Source organism: Enterobacter sp. JBIWA008, from assembly GCF_019968765.1.
GTDB lineage: Bacteria > Pseudomonadota > Gammaproteobacteria > Enterobacterales > Enterobacteriaceae > Enterobacter.
Genome location: NZ_CP074149.1, coordinates 3,189,021 through 3,202,365, shown reverse-complemented (window position 1 = coordinate 3,202,365; position 13,345 = coordinate 3,189,021). Strand labels below are relative to the sequence as shown.

14 protein-coding genes are annotated in these 13,345 nt (G+C 57.7%); 8 read left to right on the top strand and 6 right to left on the bottom strand.

The genetic code is table 11. From position 1 onward, the window contains the following. Positions 1–5 precede the first annotated feature (5 nt). Genes KGP24_RS15400 through KGP24_RS15390 form a run of 3 tightly spaced genes read left to right on the top strand, consistent with a single transcriptional unit; the run spans position 6 to position 2,827 of the window. Positions 6–1,163 carry an ABC transporter permease gene (locus KGP24_RS15400; RefSeq protein WP_223561034.1) on the top strand — a complete coding sequence of 386 codons (1,158 nt, stop codon included), beginning with the start codon at positions 6–8 and terminating at the stop codon, positions 1,161–1,163. Beyond that, positions 1,156–2,106, top strand: a complete 951-nt coding sequence (locus KGP24_RS15395; protein ID WP_223561033.1) for an ABC transporter ATP-binding protein — start codon at positions 1,156–1,158, stop codon at positions 2,104–2,106. The genes KGP24_RS15400 and KGP24_RS15395 overlap by 8 nt, the downstream gene beginning before the upstream one ends. Continuing rightward, a complete protein-coding gene (locus KGP24_RS15390; protein WP_223561032.1) occupies positions 2,090–2,827 on the top strand; it encodes an ABC transporter permease in 738 nt (245 codons plus the stop codon). Before KGP24_RS15395 ends, KGP24_RS15390 begins: the two co-directional genes overlap by 17 nt. Here KGP24_RS15390 and KGP24_RS15385 read toward each other — a convergent pair. Then, on the bottom strand, positions 2,802–2,915 hold the full coding sequence (locus KGP24_RS15385) for a protein YohO (RefSeq protein WP_008500895.1): 114 nt from the start codon (positions 2,913–2,915) through the stop codon (positions 2,802–2,804). The two genes, KGP24_RS15390 and KGP24_RS15385, sit on opposite strands and share 26 nt — an antisense overlap. A 69-nt stretch (positions 2,916–2,984) precedes the next feature. After that, entirely contained in the window at positions 2,985–3,725 is a 741-nt protein-coding gene (gene mlrA, locus KGP24_RS15380) for an HTH-type transcriptional regulator MlrA (protein ID WP_223561031.1), read from the bottom strand. A 217-nt stretch (positions 3,726–3,942) separates the two neighbouring features. Here mlrA and KGP24_RS15375 point away from each other — a divergent pair, with 217 nt between their 5' ends. From KGP24_RS15375 to KGP24_RS15365, 3 genes are read left to right on the top strand one after another with little or no spacing between them, the layout of a single operon-like run. Continuing rightward, positions 3,943–5,628 (top strand): sensor histidine kinase, encoded by a 1,686-nt coding sequence (locus KGP24_RS15375; RefSeq protein ID WP_223561030.1) that lies wholly within the window; start codon positions 3,943–3,945, stop codon positions 5,626–5,628. Further along, positions 5,622–6,341, top strand: coding sequence for a two-component system response regulator BtsR (btsR, locus tag KGP24_RS15370; protein ID WP_023312443.1), 720 nt, complete (start codon positions 5,622–5,624; stop codon positions 6,339–6,341). The genes KGP24_RS15375 and btsR overlap by 7 nt, the downstream gene beginning before the upstream one ends. Before the next feature lie 46 nt (positions 6,342–6,387). Further along, positions 6,388–6,858 carry a DUF1456 family protein gene (locus tag KGP24_RS15365; protein WP_045888720.1) on the top strand — a complete coding sequence of 157 codons (471 nt, stop codon included), beginning with the start codon at positions 6,388–6,390 and terminating at the stop codon, positions 6,856–6,858. A gap of 84 nt (positions 6,859–6,942) precedes the next feature. Here the strand turns inward: KGP24_RS15365 and metG are convergent, their stop codons facing one another. Next, positions 6,943–8,976, bottom strand: a complete 2,034-nt coding sequence (metG, locus tag KGP24_RS15360) for a methionine--tRNA ligase (protein ID WP_223561029.1) — start codon at positions 8,974–8,976, stop codon at positions 6,943–6,945. 166 nt (positions 8,977–9,142) lie between these two features. Here metG and apbC point away from each other — a divergent pair, with 166 nt between their 5' ends. Continuing rightward, entirely contained in the window at positions 9,143–10,252 is a 1,110-nt protein-coding gene (gene apbC / locus KGP24_RS15355; RefSeq protein ID WP_223561028.1) for an iron-sulfur cluster carrier protein ApbC, read from the top strand. Positions 10,253–10,341: 89 nt separating this feature from the next. Here apbC and KGP24_RS15350 read toward each other — a convergent pair whose 3' ends face one another. Both KGP24_RS15350 and KGP24_RS15345 read right to left on the bottom strand, forming a co-directional pair. After that, positions 10,342–10,821, bottom strand: a complete 480-nt coding sequence (locus KGP24_RS15350) for a GNAT family N-acetyltransferase (RefSeq protein ID WP_223561027.1) — start codon at positions 10,819–10,821, stop codon at positions 10,342–10,344. After that, positions 10,772–11,092: an RcnB family protein gene (locus KGP24_RS15345; protein ID WP_223561026.1), complete on the bottom strand. Its 321-nt coding sequence runs from the start codon at positions 11,090–11,092 to the stop codon at positions 10,772–10,774. The genes KGP24_RS15350 and KGP24_RS15345 overlap by 50 nt, the downstream gene beginning before the upstream one ends. Before the next feature lie 217 nt (positions 11,093–11,309). Between KGP24_RS15345 and KGP24_RS15340 the strand changes: the two genes are divergently transcribed. Beyond that, complete coding sequence (locus KGP24_RS15340) at positions 11,310–11,825, top strand: protein disulfide oxidoreductase (protein WP_223561025.1); 516 nt, start codon at positions 11,310–11,312, stop codon at positions 11,823–11,825. Positions 11,826–11,861: 36 nt separating this feature from the next. On the opposite strand, the gene KGP24_RS15335 is transcribed toward KGP24_RS15340, so the two are convergent. Beyond that, positions 11,862–13,328 (bottom strand): aspartate aminotransferase family protein, encoded by a 1,467-nt coding sequence (locus tag KGP24_RS15335; protein ID WP_223561024.1) that lies wholly within the window; start codon positions 13,326–13,328, stop codon positions 11,862–11,864. Between the last annotated feature and the right edge of the window lie 17 nt (positions 13,329–13,345).

Below are 13,345 nucleotides of genomic sequence, written 5' to 3'. Positions count from 1 at the left end.
GGGCTGTGCCAATAAAATGTCATAACCGCGTACTGCTGCTGCTGGCCTGCGTGGCCATAGCGGCAGTCGCGCTGCCGTTTGTGAATGTCGCCCCTAACCGCCTGATGACAGGGGAAGGGCGCTATCTCTGGGAAGTGTGGGCGTTCACGCCGTGGTGGCTGGCGGCGGCGCTGGGCGCGTGGGTTTCGCTATCGCTCTGGCAAGGGCGCACTGCCCAGTGGCTGACGCTGCTCCTCGCTGAAGGGCTGTTTATTATCCTGTTCTGGGGGGCAGGGCTTGCGGCGACGCATATGGCGTCGGCGGAAAGTCCGCTGGCGAGAACCACGGTGGGCAGCGGACTCTGGCTGTGGCTGGCGCTGTGTCTGCTGGCCAGCAGCGATGCCATTCGTCGACTCATCTCCAGCGCCGTCTGGCGATGGGTGCTCAATGCGCAGATATGGTGTATTCCATTGTTCCTGCTGTTCAGCGGGGAACTGAACAATCTCTCGCTGTTAAAAGAGTACGCCAACCGTCAGGAGGTGTTTGATGATGCCCTGGCGCAACACCTGACGATCCTCTTCGGCACGCTCTTTCCGGCGCTCCTGCTCGGGATACCTCTGGGCATGTGGTGCTATCGCCATCCTTCACGCCAGGGCGGGGTCTTTGCCGTACTCAACGTGATCCAGACCATACCTTCCGTTGCGCTGTTTGGCCTGCTGATTGCGCCGCTGGCCGGGCTGGTGAAGTCGTTTCCGGTGCTGGGAACGCTCGGCATAGCCGGAACGGGGTTAACGCCCGCGCTTATCGCGCTGGTGCTCTATGCGCTGTTGCCGCTGGTGCGCGGCATGGTCGCGGGCCTGGGCCAGGTCGCGCCGGACGTGCTGGAAAGCGCCCACGCGATGGGGATGAGCGCACGGCAGTGTTTCTGGAAAATTCAGCTCCCGCTGGCACTGCCCCTGCTGCTGCGTAGCCTGCGGGTAGTGGCGGTACAAACCGTCGGCATGGCGGTGATTGCGGCGCTGATTGGGGCGGGCGGCTTTGGCGCGCTGGTCTTCCAGGGGCTGCTGAGCAGTGCTCTCGATCTGGTGTTACTGGGCGTGGTGCCCACGATTGCGCTGGCGGTTGTCGTCGACGCGCTGTTTGCCTTATGGCTCGCGCTGCTCAGGAGAAGAGCCAATGATTGAATTTCATGATGTCAGTAAAACCTTTGCCGGTCGCCCGGCGGCAAGCCACCTGAACCTGAACTTTGTCGAGGGCGCGTTTTCCGTGCTGATTGGCACCTCGGGATCGGGAAAATCCACCACGCTGAAGATGATCAACCGTCTGGTTGAGCATGACAGCGGGGTGATCCGCTTTGCCGGAGAGGAGATCCGCAGCCTGCCGGTGCTGGAGCTGCGCCGCCGGATGGGCTATGCCATTCAGTCTATCGGCCTGTTTCCCCACTGGACGGTGGCGCAAAACATCGCCACCGTGCTGCAGCTGGAGAAATGGTCGCGGGCGAAGATTGCTGACCGGGTGGATGAGCTGATGTCTCTGCTGGGGTTAGAGCCTGCGCTGCGCGACCGCTATCCGCACCAGCTTTCCGGCGGGCAGCAGCAGCGCGTGGGCGTAGCGCGCGCGCTGGCGGCTAACCCGCAGGTGCTGCTGATGGATGAACCTTTCGGCGCGCTGGATCCGGTCACGCGCGGGGCGCTGCAGGCGGAGATGACCCGCATTCACCGCATTCTTGGACGCACGATCGTTCTCGTGACGCACGATATTGATGAAGCCCTGCGCCTGGCCGACCATCTGGTGCTGATGGATCATGGCGAAGTGGTGCAGCAGGGCTCGCCGCTTGAGCTGTTAACGTGGCCGAAGAACGACTTTGTACGCGAGTTTTTTGGTCGCAGCGAGCTGGGCGTGAGGCTGCTCTCCCTGCGGACGGTCAGCGACTATATGCGTAGGGAGGAGACACCGCTGAGCGGGGAACCGCTGCAGGCGCAGATGAGCCTGCGGGATGCCCTCTCGGCGTTTGTTGCGCGCCAGTGCGAGATATTGCCCGTCTCGGACTCCCGTGGCATGCCGTGCGGAACCTTGCATTTTCGCGATCTGCTGGCCGGGGAGGTGACGCGTGAAGGCTCTGCGTGATCCGCTCCTCTGGCTGGTAGCGCTTTTTGTCGCCTTACTGTTTCTGATGCCCCATAGCGCGGCGCTATTTAATAGCCTCTTTCCCGGGCTGCCGCGGCCGGTGTATCAGCAGGAGAGCTTCATTAATCTCGCCCTGGCGCATCTCTGGCTGGTGGCGCTCTCAAGCGCCATCGCGGTTGTGCTGGGCGTTGGGGCTGGCATCGCGGTGACGCGGCCTGCGGGTCGGGAGTTTCGCCCGCTGGTGGAGACGATAGCGGCCATCGGACAGACCTTTCCGCCAGTGGCGGTGCTGGCGATAGCGGTTCCGGTGATGGGCTTTGGCCAACAGCCTGCCATCATTGCGCTGATTTTATACGGCGTATTGCCGGTTCTACAGGGCACGCTGGCGGGCCTCGCGGCGGTACCGGCGTCGGTGCTAAGCGTGGCGGAAGGGATGGGGATGAGTCGCGGCCAGCGGCTGCGCAAGGTTGAACTGCCGCTTGCGGCGCCGGTTATCATTGCCGGGATCCGCACGTCGGTAATTATTAACATCGGGACGGCGACCATTGCGTCGACGGTCGGTGCCAATACGCTGGGAACGCCGATCATTATCGGCCTGAGCGGGTTTAATACGGCTTATATTGTGCAGGGGGCGGTGCTGGTCGCGCTGGCGGCAATCGTCGTCGATCGCCTTTTTGAGCGGCTGGCGCTGTACCTCAGCCGACACCGCCGCGAACAATAAACGAGTATCCTGCCAGCATCACGCCGCCGATACCGCTCACGGCCATCAGGACAAAAAGGGTAATAATGGCCAGTTTGGTTGCCTTCATCATGTGCTCCTGTTGTTAACGGAACAATTATACGGTGAAGCGCAGCTGTTAATGAACCATTAAATGCCGTTATGGCTCATCCGGGCCAAGGGAATAAACCGGGTAACCATTCTCTCGCCATTCCGTCAGCAGCTGTTGCTGCGTGGCGGACGGCACTTCGCCACACCAGACCAGCAGGGTCTGGCCGTCGAAAAACTCGGGCTTAAGCTGCGCCAGCGAGTGCGCCAGGACATCCACGCGCCAGCCCTTCTGGGTGGCAATCCACGCTTCCAGCCACAGGCGGGTGGTATCGTGTACGTTCCAGCCGACCACCAGCGCATCTTTTCCGGCTTTGTTCTTCGCCGAGGCAAGGCAGACGGCAATGTAGTTGATCAGCACCCCGTCGAGCATGCTGAGTAGCGCCTGCAGGGTGGACTGCTGGCACTGCAGGCGTCGACGGAGCGGGATGAAAAGATGGGAGATCAGCGTCTGCGCCGGGTAATCGCGGCCCTGCTCTTTTATCCATGCGCGCAGGCGCTGCAGGTTGCCCGCCTGCAGGAGACGCAGCAGGGTTTCCTGTTGTTCGCGCCAGACGTGCTGCGTATCCGGGTCGTCGTGGCTCAGCAGGGACTTCACCTTGCCGACCTGCACGCCGTTGTCGATCCAGCTTTTGATTTCGCGGATGCGGTCGATATCGGCCTCATTGAAAAGACGATGGCCGCCATCCGTTCTCTGCGGTTTGAGTAATCCATACCGTCGCTGCCACGCCCGTAGGGTTACGGGATTGATATCACAAAGGAGTGCCACTTCACCTATTGTGTAAAGCGCCATATTCGCCCCCTGGCTTACGCGTTCCCAGCTTAACTGTAGACCCACTTTGGCGAACCAGGAAGAATTGATTGATTTTTGAACAAGCAATGCGAAGCATACGCGATATTCAGAAAAAGGTGTGATAACGAACACGATTTTGCGCTTTTTTGGAATGCTTCAAAGAAAGTAAACCCGCATCAGTGTATGTTACACGTTTTTAGCGTGTGCGGTTTTGAGTATGTACGAGTTTAATCTGGTGCTGCTGTTGCTTCAGCAGATGTGCGTGTTTCTGGTGATTGCCTGGCTGATGAGCAAAACGCGCCTGTTTATCCCGCTGATGCAGGTCACCGTCCGCCTGCCGCACAAATTCCTCTGCTACGTCGTATTTTCTATATTCTGCATTATGGGAACCTGGTTTGGTCTTCATATCGAAGACTCGATTGCCAATACGCGCGCTATCGGCGCGGTGATGGGCGGGCTGCTGGGCGGTCCCGTTGTCGGAGGCCTTGTCGGTTTAACCGGAGGGCTGCATCGCTACTCCATGGGCGGGATGACGGCGCTCAGCTGCATGATCTCGACGATCGTGGAAGGGCTGCTCGGCGGCCTGGTGCACAGCTACATGATCAAACGCGGCCGCCCGGATAAAGTCTTTAGCCCATTCACCGCCGGTGCCATTACGTTTGTAGCCGAAATGGCGCAGATGGCGATCATTCTGCTCATTGCCCGTCCGTTTGAAGATGCGCTGCACCTGGTCAACAGTATTGCCGCCCCGATGATGGTGACTAACACCGTGGGGGCGGCGCTGTTTATGCGCATTCTGCTCGACAAGCGCGCCATGTTTGAGAAGTACACCTCGGCATTTTCCGCCACGGCGCTGAAGGTCGCCGCCTCGACCGAAGGGATCCTGCGCCAGGGGTTTAACGAGGAGAACAGCATGAAGGTCGCGCAGGTGCTCTACAAGGAGCTGGATATCGGCGCGGTGGCCATAACCGACCGCGAGCGGCTGCTGGCCTTTACCGGCACCGGGGACGATCACCACCTGCCGGGTAAACCGATCTCCTCAGCCTATACGCTGCGCGCCATTGAAACCGGTGAGGTGGTGTATGCCGACGGTAACGAAGTGCCTTACCGCTGTTCGCTGCATCCGCAGTGCAAGCTGGGATCCACGCTGGTGATTCCCCTGCGCGGGGAAAATCAGCGGGTGATGGGGACTATCAAGCTGTATGAGGCAAAGAACCGTCTTTTCAGCTCGATCAACCGCACGCTGGGAGAGGGGATAGCCCAGCTGCTGTCCGCGCAAATTCTGGCCGGACAATATGAACGGCAGAAAGCGCTGCTGACGCAGTCCGAAATTAAGCTGCTGCATGCCCAGGTCAACCCGCATTTTCTGTTTAATGCCCTCAACACGCTCAAAGCGGTGATCCGCCGCGACAGCGATCAGGCCGCACAGCTGGTGCAGTATCTGTCGACCTTTTTCCGCAAGAACCTGAAGCGGCCGTCTGAGATCGTGACCCTGGCCGACGAGATTGAGCACGTGAATGCCTATCTGCAGATTGAGCAGGCGCGTTTCCAGTCGCGCCTGCAGGTGACGCTTTCCGTTCCGGCCGAGCTGGCGTATCAGCATCTCCCGGCCTTTACCCTGCAGCCTATTGTCGAAAACGCCATTAAACACGGCACGTCACAGCTTCTGGGGACAGGGGAGATAACCATTGCCGCCAGCCGTTTTAACCACCATCTGGTGCTGGATATTGAAGATAATGCCGGGCTTTATCAGCCTTCCACGTCGGGTGGTCTAGGGATGAGCCTGGTGGATAAACGTCTGCGTGCCCACTTTGGCGACGACTGCGGCATTACCGTCGCCTGTGAGCCAGACCGATTTACCCGTATTACCGTACGACTGCCGCTGGAGGAAAACGCATGTTAAGAGTGCTGATTGTGGATGACGAGCCGCTGGCACGGGAAAACCTGCGCGTTCTGCTGCAGGAGCAGCCTGATATAGAGATTGTAGGGGAGTGCGCGAACGCCATTGAGGCCATCGGCGCGGTGCACAAACTGCGCCCGGACGTGCTGTTCCTGGATATTCAGATGCCCCGCATCAGCGGGCTGGAGATGGTCGGCATGCTCGACCCGGCGCATCGCCCCTACATCGTGTTTCTGACGGCGTTCGATGAATATGCCGTTAAGGCCTTTGAGGAGCACGCGTTTGACTATTTACTCAAGCCGATTGAAGAGAAGCGCCTGGAAAAAACGCTCACCCGTTTACGCCAGGAGCGAACCGTACAGGACGTCACGCTGCTGCCGGAAAACCAGCAGCCGCTGAAGTTTATCCCGTGCACCGGACACAGCCGGATTTACCTTCTGCAGATGGATGATGTGGCGTTTGTCAGCAGCCGCCTGAGCGGGGTGTTTGTCACCAGTGCGGAAGGTAACGAAGGCTTTACCGAGCTGACCCTGCGCACGCTGGAGAGCCGCACGCCGCTGATTCGCTGCCACCGCCAGTATCTGGTTAACATGGCGCACCTGAAGGAGATCCGCCTGGAAGATAACGGCCAGGCCGAGCTAGTGCTGCGTGCCGGGCAAACGGTACCCGTCAGCCGTCGCTATCTCAAGAGTTTGAAAGAGGCGATTGGCCTGTAAAACTGGTACACTGCGCGCCATTGCATCATCGACATTCGAAGGCTCTATGCTAAGTAACGACATTCTTCGTAGCCTGCGCTACACCCTGAAAGCAAACAATAACGACATGGTGCGCATTCTTGCGCTGTCCGACATGGAATCCACGTCTGCAGGTTTCGATACCTGGATGACCAAAGAAGATGAAGAGGGCTTCGTTCGCTGCCCGGACATTATTCTGTCGGGTTTCCTGAATGGTCTGATTTACGATAAGCGTGGCAAAGATCCGGCCGCGCCAGAGCTGGCGCTGGAGCGTCGCGTGAACAACAACACGGTACTGAAAAAGCTGCGCATCGCGTTCTCGCTCAAAACGGACGATATTGTGGCGATCATGACGGAGCAAAAATATCGCGTATCCGTGCCGGAAGTGACCGCCATGATGCGCGCGCCGGATCATAAAAACTACCGCGAGTGCGGTGACCAGTTTCTGCGTAATTTCCTGCGCGGGCTGACCCACCGGGTGCATCACCCGAAGCCGTGATTGCGGCCTGATGCCCTCACCCACGGGGAGAGGGAGAAAACCAAATGCCATAAAAAAAGCCGGAGATTATCTCCGGCTTTTTTGTTATTTCACCTGCTGGCCCGGCTTCGCGCCTTCGTCTGGGCTTAACAGGAAGATATCTTTCCCACCAGGACCAGCGGCCATCACCATCCCCTCGGAGATGCCGAAGCGCATTTTGCGCGGCGCCAGGTTCGCCACCATCACGGTCTGACGACCGATCAGCACCTGCGGGTCCGGATACGCTGAGCGGATGCCGGAGAAGACGTTACGCTTCTCGCCGCCCAGATCCAGCGTCAGGCGCAGCAGTTTATCGGAGCCATCCACAAATTCTGCGTTTTCAATCAGCGCCACGCGCAGGTCGACCTTAGCGAAATCATCGAAGGTGATGGTTTCCTGAATCGGATCGTCAGCCAGCGGGCCGGTTACCGGTGTCGCAGCCGCCTTCACCTCTTCTTTAGACGCTTCAACCAGGGCTTCAACCTGCTTCATCTCGATGCGGTTGTACAGCGCCTTGAAGGTGTTCACCTTGTGGCCGAGCAGCGGCTGCTGGATAGCATCCCAGGTCAGTTCAGTGTTCAGGAACGCTTCAGCACGGGCTGCCAGCTGCGGCAGAACCGGCTTCAGCCAGGTCATCAGCACGCGGAACATGTTCAGACCCATGGTGCAAATCGCCTGCAGGTCGGCGTCATGGCCTTCCTGTTTCGCGACAACCCACGGGGCCTGCTCGTCCACATAGCGGTTGGCAACATCGGCCAGCGCCATGATTTCACGAATCGCTTTGCCGAATTCACGACTCTCCCAGGCTTCACCAACCGCAGAGGCAGCATCGGTGAAGGTTTTATACAGCTCAGGATCGGCCAGTTCGGCAGACAGCACGCCGTCAAAGCGTTTGGCGATAAACCCTGCGTTACGTGACGCCAGGTTAACCACCTTGTTGACGATGTCCGCGTTCACGCGCTGCACGAAATCTTCCAGGTTCAGGTCGATATCGTCGATGCGGGAAGAGAGCTTCGCGGTGTAGTAGTAGCGCAGGCTGTCCGCATCGAAGTGGTTCAGCCAGGTGCTGGCTTTGATGAACGTCCCACGGGATTTGGACATCTTCGCGCCGTTCACCGTCACGTAGCCGTGTACGAACAGGTTGGTTGGCTTGCGGAAGTTGCTGCCTTCCAGCATCGCCGGCCAGAACAGGCTGTGGAAGTAAACGATGTCTTTACCGATGAAGTGATACAGCTCGGCAGTAGAATCTTTCTTCCAGTATTCGTCGAAGCTGACGGTATCGCCACGCTTGTCGCACAGGTTCTTGAAGGAGCCCATGTAGCCGATTGGCGCGTCCAGCCAGACGTAGAAATATTTGCCCGGCGCGTTCGGGATTTCGAAGCCGAAGTACGGCGCATCGCGGGAGATATCCCACTGCTGCAGGCCAGATTCGAACCACTCCTGCATTTTGTTCGCCACCTGCTCCTGCAGCGCGCCGCTGCGGGTCCACGCCTGCAGCATTTCGCTGAAGGACGGCAGGTCGAAGAAGAAGTGCTCTGAGTCACGCATCACAGGCGTGGCGCCAGAAACCACGGATTTCGGCTCGATGAGCTCGGTCGGGCTGTAGGTCGCGCCGCATACTTCGCAGTTATCGCCGTACTGATCCGGGGATTTACATTTCGGACAGGTGCCTTTGACGAAACGGTCCGGTAGGAACATGCCTTTTTCCGGATCGTACAGCTGAGAGATGGTGCGGTTTTTGATAAAACCGTTCTCTTTCAGACGGGTGTAGATCAGCTCCGACAGCTCGCGGTTTTCGTCGCTGTGCGTGGAGTGATAGTTGTCATAGCTAATGTCAAAGCCAGCAAAATCAGTCTGATGCTCCTGACTCATTTCGGCAATCATCTGCTCCGGGGAAATCCCCAGCTGCTGTGCTTTCAGCATGATCGGAGTGCCGTGAGCATCGTCCGCACAGATGAAGTTAACCTCGTGGCCGCGCATTCGCTGGTAACGGACCCAGACATCAGCCTGGATATGCTCCAGCATGTGGCCGAGGTGGATTGAGCCGTTGGCGTACGGCAGTGCGCACGTTACCAGAATTTTCTTCGCGACTTGAGTCATAGTAGGCATTACTTCTTTTAACTGTGAAAAGGGTTTTTGATGTTACCCGAAAGGTAATAACTACGCCAAGTGATAAGGGCATTAATCCATAAATGAATAATTGTTACCTCTGGGGTAAACTTGGTAATTACACGTCTTTTTTCAGAACAACTACAAAGGAGTCGGGATGAGTTCTCAATCCCAGGCCAAATCACCGGAAGCCTTACGAGCAATGGTCGCCGGGACGCTGGCTAACTTTCAGCATCCAACCCTGAAGCACAATCTCACTACGCTGAAAGCGTTACATCACGTTGCCTGGCTCGACGATACGCTGCACATTGAGCTGCAGATGCCGTTCGTCTGGACCAGCGCCTTTGACGCGCTGAAAGAGCAGACCAGCTCTGAGCTGCTGCGTATCACCGGTGCGAAGGCGATTGACTGGAAGCTGAGCCACAGCATCGCCACGCTGAAGCGCGTGAAAAACCAGCCGGGCGTGAACGGTGTGAAAAATATTATTGCCGTCAGTTCGGGCAAGGGCGGGGTGGGGAAATCCTCTACCGCCGTTAACCTCGCGCTGGCGCTGGCAGCGGAAGGGGCAAAGGTCGGTATTCTGGATGCGGATATCTACGGCCCGTCTATTCCGAACATGCTGGGCGCGGAAAACCAGCGCCCAACCTCGCCGGACGGCACCCACATGGCGCCAATCATGGCGCACGGTCTGGCGACCAACTCCATCGGTTATCTGGTGACCGACGATAACGCCATGGTCTGGCGCGGTCCGATGGCCAGCAAGGCGCTCCTGCAGATGCTGCAGGAGACGATGTGGCCGGATCTGGATTATCTGGTGCTGGATATGCCGCCGGGTACCGGTGATATTCAGCTGACCCTGGCGCAAAACATTCCGGTCACGGGGGCGGTCGTCGTGACCACGCCGCAGGATATTGCGCTGATCGACGCCAAAAAAGGCATTGTGATGTTCGAGAAGGTGGAAGTGCCGGTGCTCGGTATCGTCGAGAACATGAGCATGCACATCTGCAGCAACTGCGGTCACCACGAACCTATCTTCGGTACGGGTGGCGCAGAAAAACTGGCCGCGAAGTATCATTCTCAACTGCTGGGACAGATGCCGCTGCACATTACCCTGCGTGAAGATCTGGACAGCGGAAAGCCGACGGTGGTCAGCCGTCCGGATAGCGAATTTGCAGAAATGTATCGCCAGCTGGCAGGACGCGTTGCGGCGCAGCTCTACTGGCAGGGCGAAATCATCCCGGGTGAAATTGCCTTCCGCGCGGTTTAATTTCTCAGCGCTAGATTGCCGGGTGGCGGCTTCGCCTTACCCGGCCAAGTACGGTTTTGTAGGTCAGGTAAGCGAAGCGCTACCTGACTTTACCCAAGCCGATAATGCATCAGATAGTACTCTCCGTCCGGAGAATTACCCGTCGCCTCAATGTGCCAGCCGTGTCGCTGGTAAAACGCGATAGCCCGCGCATTCTTCACCAGACACTTAAGCGAGCCCGTACTGGTAAACGTTTTCTGAACGTGTTCAAGTAACTCATGCCCTGCGCCCAGGCTCTGGTACTGCGGATCGACAAACAGATTGTGCAGAAAATTATCGTTTGTCCAGACTGAGGCGAAGCCAAGCCTATGGCCGTCCTGCACCGCTACCCAAATCTCTTCGTCCTGAATTGCCGCGTCAAAATCTTCAAGCTGCCATGCTGAGCTGTCCAGCCACGGCCAGGCTTCACGCCGGGCGTGGAGGTAGAGCGTGCGCAGGAAAGGGCGATCGCTCTCCTGCCACGGACGGATGACGATGGTATCAGCGGTGATAGAAAATATCCCCATTGTAGGCTTTGTAGATTTTGCCATCTGCATCGCCAATCAGAACGTAGTTTTCACCCATGTAGGTCCAGTGGGTCCCGGCATCCGGCGCCGGAAGGTTGCGCAACTGGTACTGTTTAATGGTGTACTCTGGCGTTTGATACAGCGCGGGTGCTGTGTCGCCGATTTTGAACTTTGTGAAATCAGCGATGAATTCTTGTTCTTCGTAAGCGCTGATGCCTGATGCTGCTGGTGCTGCGTTAGCCACGCTTGCCAGGGACATCACGACACCCAGAAGCAGCCATTTACACTTAGCCATTTTTTCTCCAGTTATACTGTTTTTACTTTTTGCTTTTGCACGTCAACAATACGGCAACCTGACTATTTTATGTATCAGACTATGGCTTGTTCCAGGAAAAATGTAACAAAACTGAACATAAACCAGGGATCGTTTTCCGCCACGAGCACGACACTTCTTTACAGCATGACGCAGACTCGCCCGCTATGATGACCTCCGGTTGAATTGAGAGGTCACAATGGATAACCGCAAAGTCAGTCGCCTGCGCCGCTGGGCGCGGGAAGGCGTCATACGCTTTTTACTGACGCTGGCCATCATGTGGGGTGTGGATCATTATCGTAAACCGGCCCTTCCAGCCAGTTTTAGTGCAACACCGATGCAGAGCATCCACGGCAACATTCACGATATCGCGGCGCTTAGCCAGGAGCGTCCGCTGCTGATTTACGTCTGGGCGACCTGGTGCAGCATATGCCGTTATACGACGCCTTCCGTTAATCAGCTGGCAGAAGAGGGCGGGAACGTGGTGAGTATTGCCATGCGTTCCGGCGATAACGCAAAGCTTGCGCGCTGGGTTGAAAAGAAACAGCTGAAAATGCCGGTGATAAACGATGAAAACGGTGCGTTGTCGCAGCAGTGGCAGGTGAGCGTAACGCCGACGCTGGTGATTGTGTCGAAGGGTAATGTGGTCAGTACCACGACGGGCTGGACGAGTTACTGGGGATTAAAAACCAGGATGTGGTGGGCAGGGATGTAAAAATAACCCCTCTCCCGGCGGAAGAGGGGTGTTGTATTACTTAGCCAGAACTTCCTGCGCGGTGCGCTCAACCAGGGACAGCAGGATTTTAATATCTTCCAGCGTCACGGTTGGGTTCAGCAGCGTCAGCTTCAGGCAGGTGACGCCGTTATGCTCGGTCACACCGACGTTCGCACGGCCGGATTCCAGCAACGCATCACCAATTTTCTGGTTCAGCAGGGCGATGCCCGCGTCATCCGTCTGTACCTGTCCGCGGAAGCGGAACAGAACGCTCGCCAGCTGTGGCTGCATAACCAGTTCCAGAGCAGGCTGCTCTTTCACGTAGGCCGCAACCTGCTGCGCCAGCGTCACGCCGTGATCGATGATCGCCGCGTATTGCTCCTGACCCAGCGCTTCCAGGCTCATCCACAGCTTCAGCGCGTCGAAACGACGGGTGGTCTGCAGAGATTTGGACACCAGGTTAGGCACGCCTGCCTCTTCGTCGAACTCAGAGTTCAGGTAGGCCGCCTGATAGCGCATCAGCTCATAGTGACGCGCTTCTTTCAGCAGGAACGCGCCGCAGCTGATGGTCTGGAAGAACTGCTTGTGGAAGTCCAGGGTGACGGAATCCACCAGCTCAATGCCGTCCAGGTAGTGACGATACTGCTCAGACATCAGCAGCGCGCCGCCCCAGGCCGCATCAACGTGTACCCAGATGTTCTGCTTCGCGGCCAGCTCTGCAATCGCACGCAGCGGGTCGATAGCACCGGCATCGGTGGTACCTGCCGTCGCGACGATCGCCAGAATCTGCTCACCGTTTGCATTGCACTGCTCAATTTTCGCCGCCAGATCGGTCAGATCCATACGGGAGAATTCGTCCGTTTTCACCTGCACCACGGACTGGTAGCCCAGACCCATCAGCGCCATGTTTTTCTGCACGGAGAAGTGCGCGTTTTCGGAGCACAGCACGCGGATCTTACGCAGATCGCCCACCAGGCCGTCCTGCTGAACGGAGTGGCCCTGACGCGCGAAGAACGCATCGCGAGCCAGCATCAGGCCCATCAGGTTGCTCTGGGTGCCACCGCTGGTGAAGACACCGGCGTCGCCGGCCTGATAACCCACGCGGGTACGCAGCCACTCGATCAGTTTGATCTCGATAATGGTTGCGGACGGGCTTTGATCCCAGGAGTCCATACTCTGGTTAGTGGCGTTGATCAGCACTTCCGCCGCCTGGCTTACCACCAGGCTTGGGCAGTGAAGGTGCGCCACACACTGCGGATGATGAACGGACAAGCTGTCTTTCAGGAAGAACTCCACGGCGCGTTCAATCGCCGCTTCGTTGCCCAGCCCTTTCGGATTGAAATCCAGCTTAATACGGTCGCGCAGCTCTGCGACCGTTTTGCCCTGGTACATCTCAGGCTGTTTCAGCCACTGCATCACAGCCTGAGAGCTTTGTTCGATCGCCTGCTGGTAAGCTTCAATGCTCTGCGCAGAGGAGAACAAAATTGGGTTTGAATCAGACATCGTAATCAATAACTCCG

Coding starts and splice junctions, on each gene's coding strand:
- mlrA (WP_223561031.1), bottom strand. CDS start 3,725: ATGGCGCTTTACACAATAGGTGAAGTGGCACTCCTTTGTGATATCAAT.
- KGP24_RS15340 (WP_223561025.1), top strand. CDS start 11,310: ATGGATAACCGCAAAGTCAGTCGCCTGCGCCGCTGGGCGCGGGAAGGC.
- KGP24_RS15375 (WP_223561030.1), top strand. CDS start 3,943: ATGTACGAGTTTAATCTGGTGCTGCTGTTGCTTCAGCAGATGTGCGTG.
- KGP24_RS15365 (WP_045888720.1), top strand. CDS start 6,388: ATGCTAAGTAACGACATTCTTCGTAGCCTGCGCTACACCCTGAAAGCA.
- metG (WP_223561029.1), bottom strand. CDS start 8,976: ATGACTCAAGTCGCGAAGAAAATTCTGGTAACGTGCGCACTGCCGTAC.
- KGP24_RS15350 (WP_223561027.1), bottom strand. CDS start 10,821: ATGGCAAAATCTACAAAGCCTACAATGGGGATATTTTCTATCACCGCT.
- KGP24_RS15395 (WP_223561033.1), top strand. CDS start 1,156: ATGATTGAATTTCATGATGTCAGTAAAACCTTTGCCGGTCGCCCGGCG.
- KGP24_RS15345 (WP_223561026.1), bottom strand. CDS start 11,092: ATGGCTAAGTGTAAATGGCTGCTTCTGGGTGTCGTGATGTCCCTGGCA.
- btsR (WP_023312443.1), top strand. CDS start 5,622: ATGTTAAGAGTGCTGATTGTGGATGACGAGCCGCTGGCACGGGAAAAC.
- apbC (WP_223561028.1), top strand. CDS start 9,143: ATGAGTTCTCAATCCCAGGCCAAATCACCGGAAGCCTTACGAGCAATG.
- KGP24_RS15335 (WP_223561024.1), bottom strand. CDS start 13,328: ATGTCTGATTCAAACCCAATTTTGTTCTCCTCTGCGCAGAGCATTGAA.
- KGP24_RS15385 (WP_008500895.1), bottom strand. CDS start 2,915: ATGAAGGCAACCAAACTGGCCATTATTACCCTTTTTGTCCTGATGGCC.